Source organism: Leisingera sp. M523, from assembly GCF_025141335.1.
GTDB lineage: Bacteria > Pseudomonadota > Alphaproteobacteria > Rhodobacterales > Rhodobacteraceae > Leisingera.
Genome location: NZ_CP081036.1, coordinates 963,848 through 988,636, shown reverse-complemented (window position 1 = coordinate 988,636; position 24,789 = coordinate 963,848). Strand labels below are relative to the sequence as shown.

The window sequence follows — 24,789 nt, the reverse complement described above, 5'->3', positions numbered from 1 at the left end:
CGGCGAGCCTTCCGCTCACGCTGCCTCGGTCAGCGACGGGTGCAGGCCGGTGCAGCTGACCTTGTTTTCATTGGCCGCCAAGTAGCGCTGCGCCTCCTCGCGATCCCCGAAGCACAGGGCCTCGTCATAAAAATAGGTGATCCGGTCGCCGGTCCGGGACAGCAGGGCGCCGCTTTCGAACAGAATAAACCACTTCTTACGCACCAGTTGCATCAGCCTCACTCCTTTCTGAAGCCCGGCTATGGAGCATATCCTGCGCCAGCCGGTTCTACTGCATTTCATCAGGGTGCAAACAGCCATCCGGTGCCCGTGCGGGCCGCCCGGCAGCAGATTTCCAAATGCTGGATTGGCCTGTTTTGCGCCCTGCTGAAGGCAGAATTCGCCCGCAAATATTGCCAAAAGGTTAACAGGTGTTTCTGTTGATTTTACGCGGCGTTATTCTGCCGGCGGGCAGCGGATTCCCGCTGGCATCGGCGGATTTTCGGAAAAATTGGCGAAAAACCGCTGTTGCGGTTTCTGAAGGCCCGCCGGCAGCGAAGCGCCCGTTCCGGGCGCTGCCTCCGGCGGGGATATTTACAGCCAGAAGAAGCTTTTGGAATTCCGGTTCAGCACCACGCGGACGGCGGCACGGGGCGGAGAAGAATCCTCCCTGGCAGGGCTCAGCCGAAATCCGGCGGGCGTTTTTGCAACTGCGCCGCGACGGCCTCCATCTGATCCGGCTTGCCGATCAGGTCCAGCTGTCCTGCGCTTTCGGCCAGCAGCACATCGGCCTGGGCGGCACCGCTTTCGGCAAAGGCGATCATGCGTTTGGCAGCGCGGATGGCGGAGGGGCTTTTTGCTGCGATCACGGTGGCCAGTTCCTGGGCGCGGGCAAGCGGACTGTCTGCCAGTTCGCTCACCAGCCCCCAGTCCATCGCCTGCGGGGCGGCGATTTTTTCAGCCGTGTAAGTGAGCCGGCGCAAAACGTCCGAGCGCAGCAGCCGCGGCAGCAGCGCCATGCCGCCCATATCCGGGATCAGCCCCCATTTCATCTCCATCACCGACAGCTGCGCCTCGGGGTGGGCAATGCGGATGTCGGCGCCCAGCGCGATCTGCAGCCCGCCGCCGAAACAGGCGCCGTGAATGGCGGCGATCACCGGCACCGGCATCCGGCGCCAGACCATCGCCACCTCCTGGAACGCGTTGGCGTCGTGGTGGGTGCGCTCCATAATCAGGGTGCTGAGGTCGCGCTGCGCAAAGCCGGCCAGAGCGGCCATGTCGAGACCGGCGCAGAAGCTGTTGCCGCTGCCTGCCAGCACCACAGCGCGGGCGTCCGATTCCGCCACCTCCTGGCCGGCGGTGATGATTGCCTCGATCATCTCCTCGTCCAGGGCGTTGTGCTTGTCCGGGCGGGCAAGCGTGACATAGGCGATGTGGTCCTTGTAGCCGGTGGTGACGCGTGCCATGGTTTGTTCCCCGCTGCTGATCTGCCGCCAGCCTGCCCCGGCAACGGACGGGATGCCAGCCCAACGTGGGGGAAAGGTCAGGGCTGCAATGGCATTCGGGCGAACCAGGGCGAATCGAGTGTCATCACGTAAAGCTGCCCGCCTGCCAGCTTGCCGCCGGTGGTGACGCCAAGGCGCCCGTCCGGGTCCTGCAGCGTGCGCAAGGTCTTCCCCTGCCCGTCGAACTGCATCAGCATGCCGCGATGCACCGGCGCCGGGCGCACCATCGGTCCCAGCCGCCAGATCAGTTTGCGCAATGCCGGGTATGGCATCAGCTTTTCCGACGGCAGGCGCGGGCTGGCAAAGGCGAGCCAATAGGTACCGTCGCCCTGGCCTTCAAGGTTGTCGGGATAGCCGGGGAGATTATCAAGAAAGACCTCTTGCTGGCCCGCCCTGTCCCCCTTGAGCCAAAGCCGGTGGATACGGGCGCGGCCGGTTTCGTTGATCAAGAGGAAGTCTTCGTCCGGGGATAGGGCGATACCATTGGTGTAGACAAAGCCTGCGGCGAGCTTTTCTACGCTGCCGTCAGGCGCCAAGCGGGCGACATAGCCGCTGTCCGAATGTTCCCAGATAGTGAGGATCGAGGTGGGTTTGGTGCCGCCCATGGTTTCCGGGTCGAAGCGGTCGGAAGAGTTGGAGAAATAGACGGTGCCGTCCCGTGCCACATCAAGCTGGTTGGCATAGATGATGGGGGCGCCGCCCACGCTGTCTGCCAGCACTTCCAGGGTGCCGGGGCCGGACCAGCGCAGGATGCCGCGGAAGCTGTCGGCGATGTAAAGCGCGCCGTCCGGCCCGGCCTTCAGCCCCAGCGGGCGGCCGCCCAAGCGGTCGGCCAGCACAGGTTCTGCCCCGTCGATCCGGTAGAGATTTCCGGACAGGCTAGTGGTGTAGACCGCACCGTCCGGGAGTTCGGCCAGGTCTTCGGGGCCTGCTTCGCCATCGGGCAGTGTGATCAGCTCTGCCGCATCCAGGGCGCGGTTTTCGGCGTAGGCACCGGTAAAACCCGGCGCTGCGGGCGGATTGTAAGCCACCGGGTCCACCGGCACCGGCCAGAACAACAGGTAGCCCAGGGCGGCGGCCAGCACGGCCAGAACAATGCGCATGAAAGAATCCTCTGGAAATCCGGGTGTAATCTGCGCGGCAGGGAACGGTGACGCAAGCCTTGCCCCGTTTGCGGGCTTGGGGTTATCTGCGGCCATGACTGGTCCCCGCTATACCCCGCTTGCGCTCTCCCTGCCCGCCACCGTGCCGTTTGTCGGCCCCGAAACGCAGGAGCGTGAGCGCGGCGCGCCTTTTGCGGCGCGGCTGGGGGCGAATGAGAACATATTCGGCCCCTCGCCCAAAGCAGTTGAGGCAATGGCCAAAGCGGCGGCGGAGATCTGGAAATACGGCGATGCGCAAAGCCATGATCTGCGTCAGGCGCTATCGGCACATCATGGGGTGGTGCCGGAGCATATCATTGTCGGTGAAGGTATCGACGGGTTGCTCGGCTATCTGGTGCGGCTGCTGATCGGGCCGGGCGATGCGGTTGTGACCTCGCTGGGGGCCTATCCGACGTTCAATTACCATGCCGCGGGGTTTGGCGGGGTGCTGCACACGGTGCCCTACAAGAATGACCGCGAGGATTTTGAGGCATTGTTTAACAGGGCGGCGGAGGTGGATGCCAAGATCGTCTATCTGGCCAATCCGGACAATCCGATGGGCAGCTGGCACCGGGGCGCCGATATTGCCGCAGCGCTGGACCACCTTCCGGAGGGCTGCCTGCTGCTGCTGGACGAGGCTTATGTGGAATGCGCGCCCGAGGGCACTGCGGCACCTATAAGCGCCGATGATGCGCGGGTGATCCGGATGCGGACGTTCTCGAAGGCCTATGGCATGGCCGGCGCACGGGTGGGTTATGCCATCGGCCACCCGGAGCTGATCTCTGCCTTCAACAAGGTGCGCAATCATTTCGGCATGAACCGGGCGGCACAGGCCGGCGCATTGGCGGCCTTGCAGGATCAGGACTGGCTGGCGCAGGTGCTGGGGCAGATCGCGGGCGCTCGGCGCCGGATTGCGAAGATTGCGGCAGCAAACGGGCTGAGCGCCCTGCCCTCGGCCACCAATTTCGTGGCCATTGATTGCGGCAAGGACGGAGTGTTTGCCAAGGCGGTTCTGGATGGTCTGGTGGATCAGGGGATTTTTGTGCGGATGCCCTTTGCCGCGCCGCAAAACCGCTGCATCCGGGTGAGCTGCGGGCCGGAAGCGGAGCTGGATGGCTTTGCCGCGGCCCTGCCGCGGGCTTTGGCATCGGCACGGGGTGGCTGAATTTTGCCAACCGCCGCCGGATCGCGGCAGTTTTACCGGACATTCACCACTCCTGGACTACCATTTTGGAGTAGAACCGGGAGAATTGTCATGCGTGACCCTGAACTGCCGGCCAACATGCCGGATTTCTTCACTGCCGCAATCACCTTTGCCGGAATCAACCTGATGTGGATCTTCTTTGTGGTCTGGGTGATGTACGGAATGGTGCCTGTTATGGTGCTGGCGGTGCTGATCAACCATCTAATCACCAGGCTGGATATCCGCCTGAATACACGGAAGGCGTAACCCCGCCTTCTGCCTGTTTCTGAACGGCTGCTAGCGTGCGGCCAGGGTTGTTGCAGCCGCGTCCAGCGCGCCCGGCCCGTGCGGAATGCCCAGCGCCTTGAGACCGGTGTCGATGCCGCCCAGCAGGCCCATCGCCATATGGCCGTTCACATGACCCATATGGCCCAGCCGGAAAAACCCGTGCCAGTCCGGGCTGTTTGGCGCCGCCATGCCAAGGCCGATGCCCAGCGTCAGGCCCAGGTGCTGTTCCAGCCACATGCGCAGTTCGGTGCCCAGCGGCGATCCGATATGCAGCGCCGTGACCGCATTTGAGCGCAAGGTCCGGTCCGGCACGTTCATGCGCAACGGGCCTGCGCTGCTCCAGGCCTCGCAGGCGGCCCAAATGGTGCGGGCCAGTCGGGCGTGGCGGTTCCAGACATTTTCGATCCCCTCGGCGTGGATCATGTCCAGCGCGGCGCGCAGGCCATAAAGGTGATGGGTGGGCGCGGTGCCGCCGAAATACTGATAGAACTCAGCCGGATTGGCGCGCGGCACCCAGTCCCAGTAGCGGCTGATCCGCGGCAGGGCTTTGCGGGCAGCGGCGGCCCGGTCATTGAAGAAGACAAAGCCAAGGCCCGGCGGCACCATCAGCCCCTTCTGGCAGGCGGAGACCATCACATCGACGCCCCAGGCATCCATCTCGAACCGCTCACAGCCCAATGAGGCGATGCAATCGGCCATCAGCAATGCCGGATGGCCCGCCGCATCCAGAATGCCGCGCAGGGCGGCCACATCGTTGCGGATCGAACTGGATGTATCCACATGCACGCCCAGCACCGCCTTGATGCGGTGGTCCCTGTCCGCGGCGATCCGTTCGGCAATTCGGTCCAGGTCCCAGGGCGCGTGATTGCCGAAATCGAGAACCTCAGCCTCGATCCCCAGCCCTTCGGCCATTTCCGACCAGCCGATCGCAAAACGGCCCGAGGAAGGCACCAGCACCAGGTCGCCCGGCCGCAGCGTGTTCTGCAGTGCCGCCTCCCAGGCGCCGTGGCCGTTGGAGATATAGATCGCAACCTGATGCCGGGTGCGGGCGATCCGCTGCAGATCCGGGATCAGGGTGGCGGTCATTTCGACCAGATCACCGGCATATATGTTGGGAGAGGCCCGGTGCATCGCCTGCAGCACCTGGTCCGGCACCACCGATGGGCCCGGAATGGCCAGATAAGACCGGCCTGCCGATATGTTCACTGATCCGCTCATGGGCAATGTTCCTTGCAGCGCAGACGCCATCGCGCGCCGCGGTTGATCCTTTGCGGCACAGTAGCCGGCGATCCCGCAGGGTCAATTCCACAGTCCGCAGCGTCACGGCGAATTGCTTGCGCCCTGCAGCCGAGCTGCTTAAATGGTTGCGGCATGTCAGAAAAGGCGCGAAATGACCCGAACTCCCTGCCGGACCCTCCCCGTATGAGCCAGCCTCACAAATCCTCGCGCGAGCTGTTCGGCTGGCTGTGGCGCGGTTATCTGCGCCATTACATCGGCCTGTTGGGCATTGCCGCGATCTTTATGCTGCTGGAAGGCGCCACCATGGGCGCGCTTGGCTATATGATGCAGCCGATGTTCGATCTGGTGTTTGTCGCCGGCAATTCAAACGCGCTGGTCTGGGTCAGCCTGGCGTTTCTGGCGATCTTCACGTTGCGCGGCGTGTCCAGCGTCACCCAGAAGGTGCTGCTGAGCAAGGTTTCGCAGACCTCGGCCGCACATCTGCGCAAGGACATGCTGGCGCGGCTGATCCGCCAGGATCCGGCGTTTCACCAGCAGCACCCGCCGGGGCTGCTGATCCAGCGGATCCAGTCGGATGTCTATGCCATCAACGCGGTCTGGCAGGCGGTGATCACCGGCGCCGGGCGCGACCTGGTGGCGCTGGTAGCGGTGCTGGGTGTTGCCTTCAGCATTGACTGGCGCTGGACGCTGATCCTGCTGGTCGGGGTGCCGGTGCTGCTGCTTCCGATCTCGACCATCCAGCGCTATGTACGCAAAAAGGCGTCGCGGGCGCGGGATCTGGGCGCCGATCTGGCAACCCGGCTGGACGAGATTTTCCACGGCATCGTGCCGGTCAAGCTGAACCGTCTGGAAGAATATCAGGTCCACAGGTTTTCCGAACGCACCGATGACTTTGTTCGCTCGGAAGTGAAGGCAGCCTTTGGCACTTCGTCGATTTCGGGCATGACCGACATCATGGCCGGTGTCGGTTTCATGGCGGTGCTGCTGTATGGCGGCAACGAGATCATCGCCGGCGAAAAATCCGTGGGCCAGTTCATGAGCTTTTTCACCTCAATCGGGCTGAGTTTCGAACCGATGCGGCGGCTGGCCAATATCTCCGGTGTGTGGCAGGGCGCGGCGGCAGCGCTGGAGCGGATCAAGGAACTGCTGGATGCGCCGATCCTGCTGAGCGAGCCAGAACATCCGCAGGCCGCGCCGCAAGGTCTGCCCGCCATCAACCTGAGCGGAGTTGAGCTGAATTACGGCGACGCGCAGATCCTGCACGGGCTGACACTTGAGGCCGAAGCCGGCAAGACCACCGCGCTGGTGGGGGCCTCGGGGGCTGGCAAATCGACGATCTTCAACCTGCTGACCCGGATGGTGGATCCGCAGGCGGGATCCGTGACCGTGGGCGGGGTTGAGGTCACCAATCTGAACACCGCCGATCTGCGCAGCCTGTTTTCGGTGGTGACGCAGGATGCGATGCTGTTTGACGAAACCCTGCTTGAGAATATCGTGCTAGGCCGCACCGATGTACCCGACGCAGAGCTGCAAGCCGCGCTTGAGGCTTCGCATGTGGCGGATTTTCTGCCCAAGCTGGAGCATGGGCTGGAGACACGTGTCGGGCCGCGTGGATCAGCCCTGTCGGGCGGCCAACGCCAGCGGGTGGTGATTGCCCGCGCCTTGCTGCGCAATACACCGGTGCTGCTGCTGGACGAGGCCACCTCGGCCTTGGATGCGCAATCCGAGAAGGTGGTGCAGCAGGCGCTGGATAAGCTGGCGGGCGGGCGCACCACGCTGGTGATCGCGCACCGGCTGTCGACCATCCGCAACGCCGACAAGATCGTGGTGATGGATCGCGGCCGGGTGCTGGATCAGGGCACCCACGAAGAGCTGCTGGCGCGCGGCGGCACCTATGCCGATCTGTACCGGCTGCAATTTCAGGACGGCAAGACGGTGGTGGATACTGCCGGCATTGCCGCCCAGGCGGAACAGGTGCCGGGTGGCGCCGCAAGCGGCAAGGAACGCTGGTTCCGCCGGTTCTCGCGCAAGGTGTTCGGCTGAGTATCTTTGAATGTTTCGCCCGGCCGAAAGGTCGGGCAACGCCCGTCCGCCCCCATGGGCGGGCGCTATGCTTCCGCCCGCGGAGGAACCCTGCCCTCTCTTCTATTTCCGGTAAGAAGCAGCCAGCTTTCTCGTATCCCGCCCCAGAAAATACTGCATCAGCGTCCACAGGTTGCGTGCCCCTCGCCTGAGCCAGCCCGCGCGCTGGTAGCGCGCGGCGCTGGTCAGCGCCGCGCTTGGCAGAATCGTCATGCCCTGCAGGCGGCGCACCAGGGCCACGTCCTCCATCAGCGGCTGGTCGGGATAACCGCCTGCGGCCTCATACGCCGCGCGCTGGATCAGCAGGCCCTGATCGCCATAGGGCAGCCCGAACAGCCGTGTGCGCAGGTTGGCCCAGCCCGCGACCCAGGCCGGCATCAACCCGCGCGCCCGGAAGCGCAGGTGAAAACAGGCGGGGCTGCCCTGCCCCGTCTGCAGATGCTGCGCCACGGCTTCGGCCCAGCCCGGTTCCAGACGGGTGTCAGCGTGCAGTATCAGCAGCCAGTCGCCCTTGGCCGCCGCACAGCCCCGGCGCAGCTGGCCGCCGCGCGACGGCGCACCGCTGATCCATTCTGCGCCTGCACCCTCAGCGATGGCGCGAGTGGCGTCGGCGGAGCCGCCGTCGGTGATCACCAGTTCGCGGATCAGACCTGCTGCCAGCCCCTCCATCAGATGTTCGAGCGTGGCGGGCAGCTCTTCGCTTGCGTTCAAGGCGGGGATCACGATGCTGACCGGCGCGGGCATGGGTGGTTTTCCTGTTTTCTTCCGCCCTGCTTCCTATATCACTGGGCGGAACTATGAAACGTCCTCTGAGAAACACCGGAGACATGAAATGAACGACCGCCGCATCCTGCGCCTGAGTGGTGCCGACGCCCGCAGTTTTCTGCAGGGGCTGGTGACCAACAATGTCGACCGGCTGGACGATGGGCTGGTCTATGCAGCACTTTTGACGCCGCAGGGCAAGTATCTGGCGGATTTCTTTCTGGCCGCTGATGGCGAGGCGGTGCTCTTGGATGTGGAGGCGTCACTGGCCGAGGGCCTGCTGAAGCGGCTGAACATGTACCGGCTGCGCGCTGACGTGCAGGTGGAACTGGCGGATCTGCAAGTGAAACGCGGTACAGGTCCAGCGCCTGAGGGCGCGCTGGCCGACCCGCGCCACGCGGCGATGGGCTGGCGGCTCTATGGCGCTGAAGGCGGCGATGACGGCAGTGATTGGGACGCGGTCCGGGTCGCCCATTGCATCCCTGAAACCAGCGTCGAGCTGGGACCCGAGAGTTATATTCTGGAGGCCGGGTTCGAAGCGCTGAACGGGGTGGATTTCCGCAAGGGCTGCTACGTGGGCCAGGAAGTCACCGCTCGGATGAAACACAAGACCGAGCTGCGCAAGGGGTTCCGCACAGTGGAGGTTGAGGGCACGGCACCGGTTGGCACTGAGATCACCTCGGGCGGTAAACCCGTGGGCACGCTGTTCACCCAGTCCGGCGGCAAAGGCATTGCCTATTTGCGGTTCGATCGCGCCAAGGAGGGGATGCTGGCCGGAGAGGCCCGTGTCATCTGGCAGGTGTGAGCGGGCTGGAGGAAACGTTTCATTCCCTATTGGGCGCTGAAGTCGCACGCGCCCGCCCGCTGCATGGCAGTAGTTTGTCCGACGCCCTGCCTCAGGATCTGCGATCGCGGTTTAAGACCCTTTGCGACAGGCTGCCGGAGCCGCTGCCTGCTGCCCGCCAATCTCTCTGCTGAATGGCAATCTGTGGGCCGCCAATGTACTGTTCCGCGGCAGCTCCGCCTATCTGATCGACCCGGCGTGTTACTAAGGGGATGGAGACGTGGATCTGGCGATGCTGCATCTGTTCGGCGCACGGCCTGAAGCGTTTCACGAAAGCTGTGGCGCGCCGGAGCCGGGGCATGAGGTGCGCCGCACCATCTATCAGCTGTGGCCCGCGCTGGTGCATCTGCGGCTGTTCGGTGCCAGTTACCGCAGCATGGTGGAGACGCGGCTGGACGCGCTGAGGGTCTGACAAGCCTCTGTTCACCTGATTGAGTTAGGGTCGCCGTCAGGATTGCTGAAAGGGTATTTGATGCAACTGATCCTTGGTGCTTGCCTGGCTGCGTTGGCGGCCTCCCCCGCCTGGGCGGACTACTGGAATTACAAAGACTGGCATGCCGCCACTGAATCGCATGAGACCGAGCAGGACAGCTACCTGACCTGCCGCGCCTGGACCGGCGGCGATGGCGACCCGATCCTGGCGTTGGAGGTGTTTTCCGGCGACGGCGGCCCGCCGGATTTTTACCCGATGGCCAAGGTGCAGGAATATGCGCCGCGCCATTACCCGACGCTGATGCAGCGGGGCGGAGCTGTGGATTTCATCTTTGACTTTGACCGCAGCTTCTCAGTATCTGCCGGGATCAATTCCTGGATCAACGAGGAAGGCCTGGCCGAAGCTGAAAGCGCGCTGCAGTTCCAGGATCACCTGCCGATGCTGCAAGCGATGAAACAGGGAAGCTGGGTAGAGATCTGGGCCGGGAACGACATGTTCTATGAGGCGTCGTTGAGCGGATTTACCGCGGCCTATGGCAGGATGATGGATGAATGCGGCTTCAACCTGGCGCTGCCTGGTGAGTGATCCACCCGCCCCGCCGACTGGCGGCGCAAAAGTTTTCGAAAACTTTTGCCAAGACTTTTGCAAAAGTCTTGGGATCCGCCCGAAGACCTGAAAAAGCCGCCCCCCGAGGGAGGGCAGCCTTCGTTTTTCCGGGACGCGGCCTGGATCAGGCGCGTTCGGAATATTCCATGGTCTCGGTATTCACCACGATCATCTCGTCCTGGCCGACAAAGGGCGGCACCATGACCTTGACGCCGTTGTCCAGGATCGCCGGCTTGAAGGAGTTCGCCGCGGTCTGGCCTTTGACAACCGGTTCGGTCTCGACGATCTGGCAGGTGACTTTCTGCGGCACGGTGGCGTTCAGCGCTTCGGCTTCGTGGAACTCCACCACAATAGTCATGCCGTCCTGCAGGAACGGGCGGCGGTCGCCCAAGAGCTCAGCCGGCAGTTCGATCTGCTCATAAGTTTCGGTGTCCATGAACACCAGCATGCCGTCACTTTCATAAAGGAACTGCTGGTCCTTCTGTTCCAGGCGGACCTTCTCGACCTTGTCCGCCGAACGGAAGCGCTCGTTCAGCTTGGAACCGTTGCGCAGGTTGCGCATTTCGACCTGGGCAAAGGCGCCGCCTTTGCCGGGCTTGACGTGATCGACCTTCACCGCTGCCCACAAACCGCCATTATGTTCCAGGACGTTTCCGGGACGGATTTCGTTACCGTTGATCTTGGGCATGGGAAAATGCCTTTCGGATGGTTGTTGAAAACTTGCAAGACCCTATATCTGGCAGGCTGATCGCTGGCAAGACAAGGATATGGTATGGAGACTGTGTGAATAAGGTATGCGCAATTTGCATGAAAGCTATGCATCTGCGCTCTATCCGAATCGTCACAATTCCGCCATAAGCAGCGCTACGCCGAAAATTGCAATAGCAAGAACAACAAGGGATACGAGATGCGAGATTTCGTAGACGGCACCGCTTATAATAACGAGCAAGGCAACCGCGCCCGCAAACTGTTTGCAGCCGTTGTCCTGGCCGCACTGGATGATGCCATCGCCGACGACAAGAAATACGGCAATGGTCCGGAACAGATCGCCCGCTGGGCACGCTCGCGCGATGGCCGCGAAGTGCTGTCCTGCGCCGGTATCGACCCGAACGAACGGGTTGTGGAAGGCCTGATGGACTTCGTGGGCCGCGGTGTGCGGACCTCGGTTGCACTATCGCGTGAAGAAAGCGAACGCCGCAACGCTGCGCAGGCAGAAGCCGCCTAAAAGGCCTCTGCCCCGCATTGCCGAAAAGCGCGCCCTTTGGGGGCGCGTTTTTCTTTTGCGCACCGAGGTTTCCGCAGGGTCAACCTGTCGCGTGGCAGCTGCCGCGGGACGCTTGCGGCACAGCGCCCATAGACGGCGCTGCCTAAGCTGTTATGCAGACCCCTGACACAGGGGTGCAAGCAGGGAGATGGCAGCGAAAATGACACGGGCGCGTTCGATCATGATCCAGGGCACCGGCAGCAATGTCGGCAAGTCGCTTATCGTGGCGGGGCTGGCGCGCGCCTATGTGCGGCGCGGGCTGAAGGTGGCACCGTTCAAGCCGCAGAACATGTCCAACAACGCCGCGGTGACGCCCGAGGGCGGCGAGATCGGCCGGGCACAGGCCCTGCAGGCGCGCGCCGCAATGCGGCCTCCCCATACCGACATGAACCCGGTGCTGCTGAAGCCGGAAACCGACACCGGCGCCCAGGTGATCGTGCAGGGCAAGCGCCGCGGCACCCAAGGGGCCGGGTCCTTCATGCGCGACAAATCGGGCCTGCTGGAAGCAGCGCTGGAGAGCTACCGGCGCTTGGCCGCAGACGCCGATCTGGTGCTGATCGAGGGAGCGGGATCGCCTGCCGAGACCAACCTGCGCAAGAATGACATTGCCAATATGGGCTTTGCCTGTGCAGCAGAGGTGCCGGTGGTGATTGCCGGCGACATCCACCGCGGCGGGGTGATTGCGCAAATCGTCGGCACCCACGCGGTGCTGGAGCCGCAGGACCTGGAGCGGGTCGCGGGTTTCATGGTGAACCGGTTCCGCGGCGACCTCAGCCTGTTTGATGCAGGCCGGGACGATATTGCCGCGCGCACCGGCTGGCCGTCCTTGGGAGTGGTGCCGTGGTTCTGGGACGCCTGGAAACTGCCAGCCGAAGACATGATGGACATCGCCTCGCGCCAGGGCGGCGCCTGCAAGGTGGTGGTGCCGCAGCTGGAGCGGATGGCGAATTTCGACGATCTGGACCCGCTGGCAGCGGAGCCGGAGGTGACGGTGGAGATCGTGCCGCCGGGCCGTGCCCTGCCCGGCGATGCGGATCTGGTGATCCTGCCCGGCAGCAAGTCGACCATTGGCGATCTGGCCTATCTGCGCCGCCAGGGCTGGGACATCGACATCCAGGCGCATTACCGCCGCGGTGGACATGTGCTGGGCTTGTGCGGCGGCTATCAGATGCTGGGCAAGACCATCGACGACCCCGAGGGTGTCGACGGACGCCCCGGCAAGGTCGAGGGGCTGGGCCTCTTGGATGTGCATACGGTGATGGCGGGCGAAAAGCGTGTCACCCTGACCGAAGCTGTGACCCGCGACGGTAATCTACCGGTGAGCGGTTATGAGATCCACATGGGCCGCACGGCTGGTACCGATTGCGATCGGGCATGGCTGAGCATCGGCGGGCGGGCCGAGGGCGCGGCCTCAGCCGATGGCCGGGTGAAAGGGTCCTATCTGCACGGGCTGTTTTCCTCGGATGCCTTCCGCGCCAGCGTGCTGGCGGGGCTCGGGCATGAAAGCCAGACGGGGTATGAAGACGGTGTCGAGGAGACGCTGGATGCGCTGGCGGACCATTTGGAACGCTATATGGATCTGGACCAGCTGCTGAAGCTGTCCCGGCCGGTGACGTTCTAAGGCTCCTGCGGGCAGGGCAAGCCCTCCCGCGTCCGCAGCCAGCCCTGGCCACGGCCAGACCCGTCTGCGGTCTTGGGCCTGGCGCCGCGCTTGGCGCGGCGCCAGGCCCAACGGGCGGAGGGCTTTGCCAAAAGCCAGACGCCGGGCGGGAGCAGTCCCCTTAATCAGGCGCAGGGCGGCACCCGGGGCGGCCTGCCCTAGGGTTGCTCAACAGCCGCCAATGAAAAAGGCGCAGCAGAGTGCGCCTTTCAGACCTTCATCCCTTCCGCGGGCAGCCGCTGGGTTTAGAGCAGATCATGCGCGGCAAGCGCGCGGTGGATTTCGCGGCGGACCAGTTTGCGAACATTGCGGGTGATGCGTTCGCCCAGCGGACCCTGCAGCTCCTCGCGCACGATACTGGCCACCAGATCGCGCAGGCTGTCCTCGTCCAGATAGCCGTCACCAGCCTCGGCCAGAGTTTCCAGCGCAGCCCCGGCCATAGCAGATTCGGCCAGAGTTTCTGCTTTCGCGACCGCGCTGCCGTCGTTGACGCCAGGTCCCGGCAAAACTTCCGCTCCCGCGTCCCGGGGCGTATCAGCAGCGGCGGATGCACCGTCCTCGTCTTGCGGTGCGGCACGGCGGGCGGAAAGCGGTTCGTCACGCCATTCGATGGTGTCGGTTACAGTGCTGGCAAACGGAGCCTCCGTCTGGCTGTCCGGCTCCCATTGCTGCGGTTCCTGCGCCTGCCCGCGCGCACTGCGGGCCTCAAGCTCAGCAATTTTGCGCACAACTGACGCCGCACGGGCCCCGGCAGTTTCAATGACTTGACTGTCTTGCAGGGCTTGACTGTCTTCCGGGGCCTGACTGTCCGCTGGAGTTTCGGCATCAAGATTGCTGGTGCCGTCCGCCGGCTGCTCCGCATCTGCGGCGGCGGCAAACAGCGTGGCATTGGGGTCCCCCCAGGGAGCATCTGTCACGGCACCCGGCGTGCCTTGCGGTTTCTGGTGTTCCGATCCTGCACCCGGGTCTGAATTCAGGTGATCCGCACCCAAGTATCCTGTGTCCAATTGGCCCGGTTCAGGCTGGACGGCCTGCAAACCAGTGTCCCGCTCCGCCTCTGCCTGCCAGTCATCCAAGGGCGATGCGGTTTCAGCTACGCTGTTGCGATGCCGGAAGGCTATCGGGGCTTCCGCTTCCAGATCCGGCGCGGTGTCCCCGGCCTGCTCCGGGTCCCCGCACACAACAACCTCAGATTCTGCCGTTGCCGGATCAGGTGCCGGGGGGCAGTCAGGACCGTCCTCCTGCACCCGCAGCGCGGGCGTCAGGACCAGCCGGGCTGCAGGTTCCGGGGCCGCAGGCCCGCTGCGGCTGTCATCACTCACCAAGCGGCGGATTGAGGACAATACATCTTCGATCTCAGCATGGGTAACTGGGTCGGACATTTTATAAACCACTCTTGCCTCTTGAAACAGAGTGTAGCGGCCTTCCCGTCACCGCACAACCGATAGGATGAATTGTCAGTTACGTCCCAAGGCCTTGAGCACCCGGTCCAGATCCTTGCCGCGCTTGCTGTATTGCGCAGGCGCGCCCTTGACCAGATTGTAGTAGAGCGTCGGGTCGTAAATCTCGACCGCCAGCCCCAGATGCTCGGCGGTGAGCAGCCCCTGCGCCTGCAACAGCTGATAAGCCGCGATTGCCTGGTCGGCGCGCGCATTCACTTCGCCTGTCTGAGCATCGAGATATTCTTGCTCAGCCTGCAGCACGTCCAGCGTCGTCCGTGCCCCAAGGGTGGCCTCTTCGCGGATGCCGTCAAAAGCAACCTTGGACGCGCGCACCCGTTCATTTGAGGACACCAGGGTCGCCCGCGCCGTTTCCACATTGAAAAACGCCGAGCTGACATTCTGGCGCACCGCGCGCTGGGTATTGATCAGGGCACCGCGTTCCGTGTCGGCACTGGCGATGGCCCGCCGCCGGGTCGCCGCGTTGCGGCCGCCGGCATAGAGATCCTGTGTCAGCGTCACCGAAGCCGAAGCATCCGAGTCGGTGCCGGTGCTGTCATTCAAGTCTTCGCTAAGGCCCGCAGTGGCCCGGAAGCTGACGCTTGGACCCAAGGCTTTCGTTGCGGCCCGGACCAGAATGTCGGCGGATTTGACCGAATGCTGCTGTGCCAGCAGGTCCGGCTGGTTGCGCCCCGCAATGGACTGCGCCCGGTCGATGGACACAGCCCGCGACGGCAGCCGGGGCTGGCCGGCAATCGCGCCCGGCGCGTGGCCGACAATTTGCAGATAGGTGGCGCGGGCCGTCAGCAGGTTTCCCTCGGCACCCGTCAGGTTGGCGCGGGCCGCGGCCACCTGGCTTTCAGCCAAGGCGACGTCGGTGCGGGTCACTTCGCCCACTTCAAACCGGTCTTGCGCCGCCTTCAGCTCTTCCAGCAGCAGACGCAGGTTGTTGCGGCGCAGGGCGACATTTTCCTGCCCCTGCAGGACCCCCACATAGGCCTGAACGGCAGATATCAGCACCGATTGCTCAACACTCAGCAGCTGCTGGCGCGTAGCGAGCACCAGTTCCTGGGCTGCCTGTTTGCGCAACCGTGTTTCGCCGCCGTCATACAGAAGCTGGGTCAGCTGGATCTGGGTGCCGAGATCGTTGTTGGTGAACTCGTTGAAGTTGCCGAACTGGTTGACGCTGCGGGAATAGGTATGGCTGGCGGTGAGTGTCCATTGGATCAGCGGGCGCAGCCGGGACACGGCAATGGCCACGTCCTCATCCGCAGCCCGCAGCAGCGCCCGGTTCTGTTCCAGCAGGCCGCTGGTCTTATAGGCGCCAATCATCGCGTCGGACAGGTTGTCCGCCGCGGCCTTCAGCGGCAGCAGCGCCGTGGCTGTCACGCCGCCGGCAAATACAAAAGCCTTAAACACACTCGCCGGAAATTTCATTCGCATCGGTTGCCTTATCTTTTGCCGCGCCGCCAGCCGCGGTGGTTTTTATCTGCACTCCGGGCGCTCCTTTGCACGGCGCCCGGCCTCTTGTTCAGTCTAACGGCAGCGGCCCTTGGGACGCAATGCCGCGCCCTGCGGGTCAGAGCGCGAATTCACGCGCCGCCGCAAACCCCGGAAGCACCGGGGCGCTGGCATTGAAGGCAAACCGCCAGGAAATCCGGGCGCCGCTTTTGTAGCCGATCTTCACCTCGCCAAGCGCGCCGGTCATCATCAGAGCCGCGATCCGGCCGCCGTCCTTAAGCTGGTCCAGCAAACCCGCAGGCAGCTCCTCGGCGCCGCCCTCAACCAGGATCACGTCATAGGGGCCGTGCTCTGCCGCGCCCCCGGCCAGCGGGCCGGTATGCACGATCGCATTGTCCGCGCCGGTTTCCGACAAAAGCTCCTGCGCGTCAGCGGCCATGTCCGCGTCTTCTTCGACGCCGATCACCATCTGCGCCACACGGGCTGCCACAGCAGTGGAGTAGCCCAGCCCGCAGGCCACATCGAGCACCAGTTCGTCGTTCTGCAGATCCACCGCATCCAGCATCTTGGCCAGGGTGCGCGGTTCCATCAGCACCCGGGTGCCGCCCAGTTTCACGTTCTGATCCGCATAAGCCGCCTCGCGCTGCGAGTCCGGGACAAACTGTTCCCGCGGGACTTCTAGCATCGCCTCGATGATCGGGTATTTGGTGACATCCGACGGACGGATCTGGGTGTCCACCATCATGCGGCGGCGCTCAGTGAAATCTGGCATCTGCTAAACTCATTTGTTCAGTCGGTCAGGCAGGTTGTGACATATCCCGGCCGGCACGGCAACGGGGCCTTTTGCGCCAAGCCCTAAAGTAGTGCAGCGCTGCAGCAGGACAACGGCTGCGGTTCAGAACCGGTTTCAGCCAGCGGGGCGGCTGCCCCCTGGCTGATGCAGATCCCGGATCTGTCTATGGATTGCCGCACAGCAGCCGCCCCCATGGTTCAGCCGCGCACGGGCTGTCAGAGCGCGCAGCTTTTGCAAAAGGGCGAGGCCGGGCGCAGGTCCAGCCAGTCATCGGCAATATTGTCACCGCAAATCCGGCAATAGCCGTAAGACCCTTCGCGCAGGCGGGCCAAAGCGGCATCGATGCGGCGCAGCTCTTCCAGGCCGGCCTTGGCGGGGAACGCGATAGAGCCGGCATGGCCTGCCCCGGCTTGCCGGGCAGACCCCATCTGCATCGCGTCCGGTGCAAGACCGGCATTTGCCAGGGTGCCTGCCAGCTGCATCCGGCGCACCTCAAGCGTTTGTTTTCTGGTGGAAAAGTCCATAGTACATGCCCTCCAGCTCAAATTTCGCATAACTTGCCGCGGGGTCAAAGCTACAGCCTTGATCCAGGTCAAGCTACTCGCGATTTTCGGGGATTGCACTACCTTATAAGTTGCAATTTTTGGTAAACTGCGTTGCAGGCACCGACCTGCCCCCGGCAATACCGCTGGCCTGCGCCGGGGCGGCTTGCTAGATATCCACGCAAAGAACCGGGCAGAGATAAGGAGCCTTAGACGATGATCAGGATTTTTGCGTGTGTGCTGATGCTGCTGGGGCTGGCCGCCTGCGAGACCACCAAGGGCGCGGGACGCGACATCTCCAAAGCCGGCCAGGCGATCAGCGGCGCCGCGCAGGATGTGCAAGACGCGCTGTAAGCCCGTCGGATTTGAGACAGGACCGCCCGGCCCCAGGCCGGGCGTTTTTTATTGCAGGGCTATTCGATCCCCAGCAGCGCCTTGGCTTCGGCCAGAATGGCGACCGAGGCCGCATGATCGCCGCCGTCATGCAGGCTTTGCCCCTCGTCGCGCATGTCCTGAACATCGGCCAGGTCATCCTCGCTGAGGGCGGTTCCCGCCGCAATCGCCGCGTCGATCTTGGCGATATCCGCCGGGCACTGGCCGGAAAACGCCGGCGCCGCCAACAGGCACAGCGCCGCGGCCAGGGTGGTGAGTTTCACTGTTTTGGTGGTCATGGGGCCATCCTCCGAAAGTTTGGCTGATGGGAGGATAGCAGTATTGCGGCGGACTTTCAGCCGCGGGGGTGATGAGAGGGTGGAACCGGCGGAGGTTGGCGCATGGGGCTGGGCGGGTTTTGGCCGGGGCGGTCAAGCTGGTGCAGTCAGTACTGGCCGGCCGAATACCCGAATTCGGTAAGATTCGATCTGAACGCGGAGGGCAGCGCCCGGCCCTGGGTGGGTGCGAAGCGCCCTCCCGTGGGGAGGGTCGGGCGCTGCCCGGTCTTTCGGCTGGGCGGGGCTCTTGGGGGTCGTGGATACGAAAAACGGGGCTGTGGCCCCGTGTTGCTTTGTTTAGAAATGTAGCGTTGTCACCGCAGAACAGTCCGGGGCGGGCACGCAATAGGCTGCGCCAACCGCTTTCGCCCGCGCGCCTTGAAAATGGCCAGCTTCAGCTGTCCATTTTCAAGGCGGAAATAAACGCCTCTTGCGGGATGTCCACCTTGCCGAACTGGCGCATCTTCTTCTTGCCCGCTTTCTGCTTGTCCAACAGCTTGCGCTTACGCGTCGCGTCGCCGCCGTAGCATTTGGCGGTCACGTCCTTGCGCAGCGCCGACAGGGTCTCGCGCGCGATCACCTTGCCGCCGATGGCCGCCTGGATCGGGATCTTGAACATGTGGCGCGGGATCAGCTCTTTCAGCTTTTCGCACATCGCACGACCGCGCATCTCAGCCCGGTCGCGGTGCACCATCATCGACAGCGCGTCCACCGGCTCGTCGTTGACCAGCACCGACATCTTGACCAGCGCATCCTCGCGGTAGCCGGTCATCTGGTAGTCAAAAGAGGCATAGCCCTTGGTCACCGATTTCAGGCGGTCATAAAAGTCGAACACCACCTCGTTCAGCGGCAGGTCATAGACCACCATGGCGCGGGAGCCGGCGTAGGTCAGGTCCTCCTGAATGCCGCGGCGCTCCTGGCACAGTTTCAGAACGTCGCCCAGATAGTCGTCGGGCACCAGGATCGTCGCCTTGATGCGCGGCTCCTGGATGTGGTCGACCTTGGACATGTCGGGCATGTCGGCGGGGTTGTGCAGGTCGGTCTTCTCGCCGTCTTTCATGTAGACGTGGTAGATCACGCTGGGCGCGGTGGTGATCAGCTCGATGTTGTATTCGCGTTCAATCCGGTCGCGGATCACTTCGAGGTGCAACAGACCCAGGAAGCCGCAACGGAAGCCAAAGCCAAGTGCTGCGGAGGTTTCCATCTCGAAGCTGAAGGAGGCGTCGTTCAGGGCCAGCTTGTCGATGGCGTCGCGCAGGTCTTCAAATTCGGCCGAGTCCACCGGGAAGAGACCACAGAACACCACGGGCTGCGCAGGTTTGAAGCCCGGCAGGGCGACCTCGGTGCCGTTGCGGTCATTGGTTATGGTGTCGCCGACGCGGGTGTCGCGCACCTGTTTGATGGATGCCGTGAGGAAGCCGATCTCGCCCGGTTCCAGCTGGTCCACCACCTGCATGGCCGGGCGGAACACGCCGATGCGGTCCACATGGTGCAGGGTGTTGTTCGACATGAACTTCACCCGCATGCCCTTTTTCAGCACGCCGTCCATAATCCGGACCAGAACGATCACGCCGAGATAGGCATCATACCAGCTGTCCACCAGCATCGCCTTCAGGGGGGCGTCACGGGTGCCGGTCGGCGCGGGGAGGTGCTGGACAATGGCCTCCAGCGTCTCGCGGATGCCCTGCCCGGTTTTGGCAGAGACCCGGATCGCCTCGGAGGCATCGATGCCGATCACATCCTCGATCTGTTCGGCGACGCGGTCACAGTCAGAGGCCGGCAGGTCGATCTTGTTCAGCACCGGCACGATTTCATGGTCGGCGTCCAGCGCGTGATAGACATTGGCCAGCGTCTGCGCCTCGACCCCTTGCGAGCTGTCGACCACCAGAAGCGAGCCTTCGACCGCGCGCATCGAGCGGGAGACCTCATAGGCGAAATCGACGTGGCCGGGGGTGTCGATCAGGTTCAGCACATATGTCTCGCCGTCATCGGCCTTGTAGTCGATACGGACGGTGTTGGCCTTGATGGTGATCCCGCGCTCGCGCTCGATATCCATCGAGTCGAGCAGCTGTTCCTTCATATCGCGGTCCTTCACCGTGCCGGTCTCCTGGATGAGCCGGTCAGCGAGGGTGGATTTGCCATGGTCGATGTGGGCGACGATGGAGAAATTGCGGATCTTTGAGAGCTCTGTCATGCAAGGGGATATGATTTGGATTCGGGGATTGGTCAAGGAGAATTGAGTGGACATTCCGGCGTCACCGAATGAAGCAATCGACCGCGCTTTGGACCTCCCCGACTGGCACCGACGATACGTTGCCGCACGTACTTTTGTAAGGGCCATGCCCTGCATCTTTTCGCGCCCCAAACAAGATCGAGCTAGTGAACCTCGGATCACATCCAAGCATTTACTTAACCTATACCGGGCAAGTCTGCTTCAATGTGTGGCCGCAAAGATGGGTCCTGTGGCAACTCAAATAGATAGCTTAGAGAAACTCAGCCTACCCGGCGAAGGTGCAAGGTTCGATATTTCAATCAGCGCTAAGAACGCAGCACGAAGTTCAGTTGTTTCAGTCCAGCACTCCATCGAAGAATGCATGGAACTATGTCTTGCCGACGCTATGGATGCTGTGGCGAAGTATGAAAGAGAGAACCCAGAGAGAACTGGCTTCCTTACATCAGCTCATCAAATGATGGCTATGGAAGTTGCCGCTTCTTCTGACCCTGGCTACCTCGATTTTTCTAAACGACTATGGCCCGAACTGACTGAACATCCTTCAATGGATCGCTCTTTCACTGGCCCAGGGTTACCATTAGTAAACTCAGAGGAAGAGGCTGGCCTTGATTTCCTCAACACGCCTTTCTGGCACGATTGGTATTGGGGAATTGTTAGCGGCAAACCGCTCGACTGGGACCTCCAGCGCCGGATTTCCCTGATTGACGATGCGGTCTGGGACGCAGGCCCCGAAGCCGTCGCCGCCGAAATCGAACGCATCAGGGCTGAGTTCAGCGCACCGCGAGCAGGCAAGGAACGCTTTCCCAAACACGAACCGAAGTCCGTGAGCCACTTGATCGAAAACCGGATCATCTCCTCCGCAAGCCTGCAAGGGCTGGCCGCGCAGGTCATTCACAGCATTGACCGCTTCCACGCAGAAACCGGCGCCAATGCGCTTCCTGATGCCTTGGAACCGCTCACGGCTTTGCCGGCCTTGCTGCTGGCAGTAACCTCCGCCATCCAGAATGCTCCGAGCAGTGAAACCATTGCGAGCGAAACGGAAGATCAACTGAGAGCTGAGGTTGGCCGCCTCAATGCCAAGGTCGCTGAGCTGGAGGGCAAAATCTCCGGGCTTGAGGCCGTAATCGCAAGCCTGCCCAAGTCAGAGCACAAGGGCATTTTGCATCTGCTTGCCCAAACAGCGCTGTGGGGCAGTCTTGCTGGCGGGCTTTGGATGCTGAGCGGAGAAGATGCCGACCTGCGCAAACGCTATGAAAGCCTGATCGAAAGAAAAGAGCAAATCCGCGGTCTTTTGATGCGGGAGGGGCTGCCGCAGACACAGGTTGAGAAATCGCTCCGCCCGGCCGCAAGGCCGGGCCGCGCCTGACCTTCCCGTCAAACGGCAGGTTTGCCTCCGGCAAAACGGGAAGGCGCGGGCACATCCCTCCCCTCCCCGCCCAAACGCCTCAAATTCTCCCTGCTCCCTGCGCGCGGCGGCTAAATGCGCTATACTCGTCTCATTCCGCGAAACGCGCGCCCCTCTGGCGGGAAACACAGCAAAGGAGGACGACCCGCATGGATGCAATCAAAGCGACCGAATATGCCCGCGCGCTCTACAGCGCGCATGGCGACAAGGCAGAGCTGGAAGCGGCGCAGAAGATGCGCGCCTGCGAAGATGCCGGCAAGGACGGCGAGGCGGCGGACTGGAAAGCCGTGCGCCAGGCAATCCGCGCCCTGCGCGGGCCGAACCAGGCCTGAAGACAGGACATAAGACCGGGGCGCCGCAAACAACGGCGCTCCGAACCTTTCAGCACCCCGTTTACCACGATTGAAACGCGCCTTGGCTTTTGGCATACTGCGGGCAATTCCGCGGGCGTCAGATCCGCTTGCCAAAAAACGGGGCACGAGCCAGATGAAATTTTTCCTGACCGCCGCGCTTTGCGCCGGGTTTCTTGCAGCATTTACCCCTTCAAAGGCCGAGGCTGGCGCGATTGAACGCGCCTGCCGCCAGTCGGACCGCACCGCAGCTTCGCCCGGCTTGTGCAACTGCATTCAGAAGGTGGCCAACCGCAGCCTGACGCGGGCCGAGCGCAAGACCGTGTCGAAATGGTTTTCCGACCCGCACCAGGCCCAGGTGGTGCGCCAGTCCTCCAACCGCACGGACGAACGGCTGTGGCTGCGCTACAAGGCCTTTGGCGATCATGCGGCGCGCAACTGCGGCTGAGCCTGCCTTCGTCATTTCCCCAAGCCGCACGGCCAAGCAAAGGCACCCCACGGGTGCCTTTGCCCGTTTTGATACATCTGCGCTGCGGCATTTTCGCAAGGGGGAAAGGCAGTACCTTTGCCCCCCTTGACCGGGCTGCTGCAACGCGGAACAAACGGCGTAAGGTATTGGAGCGATTGCATGTTGATCAAAGGTGTTACCCTGCGCGGGCTGGAAGTGTTCGAGGCATTGGCCAAGACCGGATCGGTGGCGCAGGCGGCAGAGATGACCGGCCTCAGCCAGCCCGCCGTCAGCCAGCAGATGCGCAACTTGGAAAAGGCACTGGACAGCGAGCTGATCGACCATGGCCGCCGCCCGATGGTGCTCACCGCCGCCGGGCGCAGTTTCCTGGCCCGGACCGAGGCGGTCTTGTCGGAGCTGCGGCTGGCGCAAAGCGAGCTGACGGTGATGGATCTCAGCCATTTGCAAGCGCTGTCAATCGGTCTGATCGATGATTTCGACAATGACCTGACCCCGCGGCTGGCTACTATTCTAGCGGACAGCCTGACCCAGTGCCGGTTCAAGATGATCACCGCCTCCAGCCATGACATTGTGCAGGCAATTGAGGCCCGCGAGCTGCATATCGCCGTTGCCGCCACCGCCGGCGGGCTGCATGAGGGGCTGGTGGAATACCCGCTGGTGCGCGATCCCTTCATTCTGGTGGCGCCGCGCGGCGCCTTGTCCGATGCGGCACAGGCGGCGGAGCAGCTGCAGGATTTGCCGTTCCTGCGCTACGCGCGCGAGCAGCTGATCTCGCAGCAGATCGAGGGGCTGCTGGTGCGCCAGAAGCTGGAGTTTGAGGACCGGTTCGAGGTCGGCTCGCATCTGGCGCTGATGGCGATGGTGGCGCGGCGGATCGGCTGGGCGGTGACCACGCCGCTGGGATATATGCGGGCAGCACGGTTCCACGATCAGATCGATGCCTTCCCGCTGCCCTTTGGCGAGATGTCGCGGACAATCTCGCTGTTCACGGCCGCCGATTGGGCGGACCGGGTGCCGCGCGACGTGGCAGAGACCCTGCGCCGCCTGGTGCAGACCCAGATGATCGACCCGGCGGTGCAGCAGCTGCCGTTTCTGGCGGGCGGGTTCCGGGTGATCGGGGCATAACTACAGGGCCGCTTTCAGCCCTTTGGCGGCGGCCTCGATCAGATCCAGGCAACCATCGAAATCGCGGGTGTAATAGGGATCGGGCACATGGTCCGCGCCGGTTTCGGGTGCGTAAGCTGTGAACAGGCGCACGGGGGTACCATTGCCTGCTGGGCGCAACGCCTCGATGTTGTCCAGATTGCTGGCGTCCATTGCGATAATCAGGTCGAAGTCTGCGAAATCATCGCGGCGGAACTGCCGCGCCCGCAAGTCCGAGATATCCAGCCCCCGTGCCCGCGCTGCTGCCTGCATCGGGCCGTAAGGCGGCTCGCCTGCGTGATAGGACGCGGTGCCGGCGCTGTCGGTCTCAGCTCCGGGGCTGAGCGCGCGGAACACGCCCTCGGCGGCCGGAGAGCGGCAGATGTTTCCTAGGCAGACAAACAGAATACGGGTAGGCATGCGTCTAAGGCTCCTGTGAATAGGGTCAGTGATAGGAGGTTCCGCGGTGATGGGAAAGAGCGCGAAGATTGTCATTCTGACCGGCGCCGGGATTTCCGCCGAAAGCGGGCTGGGTACATTCCGCGACGAAGGGGGCCTGTGGGCGCAGCACCGGATCGAAGATGTGGCAACGCCCGAAGGCTTTTCCCGCAACCCGGATCTGGTACATCGCTTTTACAACGCCCGCCGCGCCCAGGCGGCTAAGGCCCGGCCCAATGCGGCGCATCGGGCGCTTGCAGGGCTGCAAAGGGTCCACCCGGGCGAGGTGGTCATTATCACCCAGAACGTGGACGGGCTGCACGAGGCCGGCGGCGCGGCGGAGGTGCTGCATATGCACGGCACGCTTGCAGGGGCGCTTTGCGCTGATTGCGGCCACCGCTGGCCTGCGCCGCTGCAGATGCACACAGGCACGCCCTGCCCCGCCTGCAAGGCGCCTGGCGGCCGTCCGGATGTGGTCTGGTTCGGCGAGATCCCCCATTTTATGGAGGCGATCTATGCCCATCTGGCGCAGGCAGATATCTTTGCCGCCATCGGCACCTCGAGCGAAGTCTACCCGGCTGCCGCATTTGTCGATGAGGCGCATCTGGCGGGTGCCCATACGGTGGAGCTGAACCTGGAGCCGTCCTCCGCCGCCTCCCGCTTTGCCGAGCGTCGCTTTGGTCCGGCCAGCGAAACCGTTCCAGTCTGGGTCGCAGAGCAGCTCGGCTAGCCCCAAACGGCAAAAAGCCCGCCATCCGGCGGGCTTTGGGCGCGAAGGAGGGCTGCAGCGCAGCCTGACGCCGCGCCCGCCCTGCCTGT

General features: G+C 63.4%; 27 protein-coding genes. 14 read left to right on the top strand and 13 right to left on the bottom strand.

What is annotated here, in order from left to right; translation table 11 throughout:
* Nucleotides 1–15: 15 nt before the first annotated feature.
* The 3 genes from K3557_RS04710 to K3557_RS04700 all read right to left on the bottom strand — a co-directional run bounded on the left by K3557_RS04710 (nucleotide 16) and on the right by K3557_RS04700 (nucleotide 2,587).
* Nucleotides 16–213, bottom strand: a complete 198-nt coding sequence (locus K3557_RS04710) for a hypothetical protein (protein ID WP_259991089.1) — start codon at nucleotides 211–213, stop codon at nucleotides 16–18.
* Between the two features lie 446 nt (nucleotides 214–659).
* Nucleotides 660–1,445 carry a crotonase/enoyl-CoA hydratase family protein gene (locus K3557_RS04705; protein WP_259991087.1) on the bottom strand — a complete coding sequence of 262 codons (786 nt, stop codon included), beginning with the start codon at nucleotides 1,443–1,445 and terminating at the stop codon, nucleotides 660–662.
* 77 nt (nucleotides 1,446–1,522) lie between these two features.
* Nucleotides 1,523–2,587, bottom strand: coding sequence for an SMP-30/gluconolactonase/LRE family protein (locus K3557_RS04700; RefSeq protein WP_259997992.1), 1,065 nt, complete (start codon nucleotides 2,585–2,587; stop codon nucleotides 1,523–1,525).
* A gap of 94 nt (nucleotides 2,588–2,681) precedes the next feature.
* Here K3557_RS04700 and K3557_RS04695 point away from each other — a divergent pair, with 94 nt between their 5' ends.
* Both K3557_RS04695 and K3557_RS04690 read left to right on the top strand, forming a co-directional pair.
* Nucleotides 2,682–3,791, top strand: coding sequence for a pyridoxal phosphate-dependent aminotransferase (locus K3557_RS04695; RefSeq protein ID WP_259997991.1), 1,110 nt, complete (start codon nucleotides 2,682–2,684; stop codon nucleotides 3,789–3,791).
* A 90-nt stretch (nucleotides 3,792–3,881) separates the two neighbouring features.
* A complete protein-coding gene (locus K3557_RS04690; RefSeq protein WP_259997990.1) occupies nucleotides 3,882–4,076 on the top strand; it encodes a histidinol phosphate aminotransferase in 195 nt (64 codons plus the stop codon).
* Between the two features lie 30 nt (nucleotides 4,077–4,106).
* On the opposite strand, the gene K3557_RS04685 is transcribed toward K3557_RS04690, so the two are convergent.
* A complete protein-coding gene (locus tag K3557_RS04685) occupies nucleotides 4,107–5,315 on the bottom strand; it encodes an alanine--glyoxylate aminotransferase family protein (protein WP_259997989.1) in 1,209 nt (402 codons plus the stop codon).
* Nucleotides 5,316–5,519: 204 nt separating this feature from the next.
* Here K3557_RS04685 and K3557_RS04680 point away from each other — a divergent pair, with 204 nt between their 5' ends.
* Complete coding sequence (locus K3557_RS04680) at nucleotides 5,520–7,379, top strand: ABC transporter ATP-binding protein (RefSeq protein WP_259997988.1); 1,860 nt, start codon at nucleotides 5,520–5,522, stop codon at nucleotides 7,377–7,379.
* A gap of 102 nt (nucleotides 7,380–7,481) precedes the next feature.
* Here K3557_RS04680 and K3557_RS04675 read toward each other — a convergent pair whose 3' ends face one another.
* Entirely contained in the window at nucleotides 7,482–8,162 is a 681-nt protein-coding gene (locus tag K3557_RS04675) for a TIGR04283 family arsenosugar biosynthesis glycosyltransferase (RefSeq protein WP_259997987.1), read from the bottom strand.
* Between the two features lie 88 nt (nucleotides 8,163–8,250).
* Between K3557_RS04675 and K3557_RS04670 the strand changes: the two genes are divergently transcribed.
* The 3 genes from K3557_RS04670 to K3557_RS04660 all read left to right on the top strand — a co-directional run bounded on the left by K3557_RS04670 (nucleotide 8,251) and on the right by K3557_RS04660 (nucleotide 10,042).
* Nucleotides 8,251–8,985, top strand: coding sequence for a folate-binding protein YgfZ (locus K3557_RS04670; RefSeq protein WP_259997986.1), 735 nt, complete (start codon nucleotides 8,251–8,253; stop codon nucleotides 8,983–8,985).
* A gap of 259 nt (nucleotides 8,986–9,244) precedes the next feature.
* Nucleotides 9,245–9,436 (top strand): fructosamine kinase family protein, encoded by a 192-nt coding sequence (locus tag K3557_RS20460; protein ID WP_311198492.1) that lies wholly within the window; start codon nucleotides 9,245–9,247, stop codon nucleotides 9,434–9,436.
* 60 nt (nucleotides 9,437–9,496) lie between these two features.
* Nucleotides 9,497–10,042, top strand: coding sequence for a hypothetical protein (locus K3557_RS04660; protein ID WP_259997984.1), 546 nt, complete (start codon nucleotides 9,497–9,499; stop codon nucleotides 10,040–10,042).
* A gap of 145 nt (nucleotides 10,043–10,187) precedes the next feature.
* Here K3557_RS04660 and efp read toward each other — a convergent pair whose 3' ends face one another.
* Nucleotides 10,188–10,751 (bottom strand): elongation factor P, encoded by a 564-nt coding sequence (gene efp, locus K3557_RS04655; RefSeq protein ID WP_129370286.1) that lies wholly within the window; start codon nucleotides 10,749–10,751, stop codon nucleotides 10,188–10,190.
* Nucleotides 10,752–10,970: 219 nt separating this feature from the next.
* On the opposite strand from efp, the gene K3557_RS04650 reads away from it, so the two are divergent.
* Both K3557_RS04650 and K3557_RS04645 read left to right on the top strand, forming a co-directional pair.
* Complete coding sequence (locus K3557_RS04650) at nucleotides 10,971–11,288, top strand: DUF6280 family protein (protein WP_008556013.1); 318 nt, start codon at nucleotides 10,971–10,973, stop codon at nucleotides 11,286–11,288.
* Between the two features lie 199 nt (nucleotides 11,289–11,487).
* A complete protein-coding gene (locus tag K3557_RS04645) occupies nucleotides 11,488–12,948 on the top strand; it encodes a cobyric acid synthase (RefSeq protein WP_259997983.1) in 1,461 nt (486 codons plus the stop codon).
* A 284-nt stretch (nucleotides 12,949–13,232) separates the two neighbouring features.
* Here K3557_RS04645 and K3557_RS04640 read toward each other — a convergent pair whose 3' ends face one another.
* From K3557_RS04640 to K3557_RS04625, 4 genes are all read right to left on the bottom strand, one after another.
* Nucleotides 13,233–14,369, bottom strand: a complete 1,137-nt coding sequence (locus K3557_RS04640; protein WP_259997980.1) for a hypothetical protein — start codon at nucleotides 14,367–14,369, stop codon at nucleotides 13,233–13,235.
* Between the two features lie 75 nt (nucleotides 14,370–14,444).
* Nucleotides 14,445–15,869: a TolC family outer membrane protein gene (locus K3557_RS04635; RefSeq protein ID WP_259997978.1), complete on the bottom strand. Its 1,425-nt coding sequence runs from the start codon at nucleotides 15,867–15,869 to the stop codon at nucleotides 14,445–14,447.
* Between the two features lie 136 nt (nucleotides 15,870–16,005).
* Nucleotides 16,006–16,659, bottom strand: a complete 654-nt coding sequence (locus K3557_RS04630; RefSeq protein WP_259991063.1) for a protein-L-isoaspartate O-methyltransferase — start codon at nucleotides 16,657–16,659, stop codon at nucleotides 16,006–16,008.
* A 236-nt stretch (nucleotides 16,660–16,895) separates the two neighbouring features.
* A complete protein-coding gene (locus K3557_RS04625; protein ID WP_259991061.1) occupies nucleotides 16,896–17,204 on the bottom strand; it encodes a TraR/DksA C4-type zinc finger protein in 309 nt (102 codons plus the stop codon).
* A gap of 234 nt (nucleotides 17,205–17,438) precedes the next feature.
* On the opposite strand from K3557_RS04625, the gene K3557_RS04620 reads away from it, so the two are divergent.
* Entirely contained in the window at nucleotides 17,439–17,576 is a 138-nt protein-coding gene (locus K3557_RS04620; RefSeq protein ID WP_134830252.1) for an entericidin A/B family lipoprotein, read from the top strand.
* A gap of 59 nt (nucleotides 17,577–17,635) precedes the next feature.
* On the opposite strand, the gene K3557_RS04615 is transcribed toward K3557_RS04620, so the two are convergent.
* Both K3557_RS04615 and lepA read right to left on the bottom strand, forming a co-directional pair.
* Nucleotides 17,636–17,893 (bottom strand): hypothetical protein, encoded by a 258-nt coding sequence (locus K3557_RS04615; protein ID WP_259991058.1) that lies wholly within the window; start codon nucleotides 17,891–17,893, stop codon nucleotides 17,636–17,638.
* 433 nt (nucleotides 17,894–18,326) lie between these two features.
* Entirely contained in the window at nucleotides 18,327–20,126 is a 1,800-nt protein-coding gene (gene lepA, locus K3557_RS04610; protein ID WP_259997976.1) for a translation elongation factor 4, read from the bottom strand.
* A gap of 268 nt (nucleotides 20,127–20,394) precedes the next feature.
* On the opposite strand from lepA, the gene K3557_RS04605 reads away from it, so the two are divergent.
* The 4 genes from K3557_RS04605 to K3557_RS04590 all read left to right on the top strand — a co-directional run bounded on the left by K3557_RS04605 (nucleotide 20,395) and on the right by K3557_RS04590 (nucleotide 23,514).
* Nucleotides 20,395–21,531 (top strand): hypothetical protein, encoded by a 1,137-nt coding sequence (locus K3557_RS04605; RefSeq protein ID WP_259997974.1) that lies wholly within the window; start codon nucleotides 20,395–20,397, stop codon nucleotides 21,529–21,531.
* A gap of 188 nt (nucleotides 21,532–21,719) precedes the next feature.
* On the top strand, nucleotides 21,720–21,902 hold the full coding sequence (locus K3557_RS04600; protein WP_259997973.1) for a hypothetical protein: 183 nt from the start codon (nucleotides 21,720–21,722) through the stop codon (nucleotides 21,900–21,902).
* A gap of 154 nt (nucleotides 21,903–22,056) precedes the next feature.
* On the top strand, nucleotides 22,057–22,368 hold the full coding sequence (locus K3557_RS04595) for a hypothetical protein (RefSeq protein ID WP_259997972.1): 312 nt from the start codon (nucleotides 22,057–22,059) through the stop codon (nucleotides 22,366–22,368).
* A gap of 180 nt (nucleotides 22,369–22,548) precedes the next feature.
* Nucleotides 22,549–23,514: a LysR family transcriptional regulator gene (locus K3557_RS04590; protein ID WP_259991049.1), complete on the top strand. Its 966-nt coding sequence runs from the start codon at nucleotides 22,549–22,551 to the stop codon at nucleotides 23,512–23,514.
* Here the strand turns inward: K3557_RS04590 and K3557_RS04585 are convergent, their stop codons facing one another.
* On the bottom strand, nucleotides 23,515–23,952 hold the full coding sequence (locus K3557_RS04585; protein ID WP_259997971.1) for a low molecular weight protein-tyrosine-phosphatase: 438 nt from the start codon (nucleotides 23,950–23,952) through the stop codon (nucleotides 23,515–23,517).
* Between the two features lie 49 nt (nucleotides 23,953–24,001).
* On the opposite strand from K3557_RS04585, the gene K3557_RS04580 reads away from it, so the two are divergent.
* On the top strand, nucleotides 24,002–24,700 hold the full coding sequence (locus K3557_RS04580; protein WP_259997969.1) for an NAD-dependent deacylase: 699 nt from the start codon (nucleotides 24,002–24,004) through the stop codon (nucleotides 24,698–24,700).
* Nucleotides 24,701–24,789 lie beyond the last annotated feature (89 nt).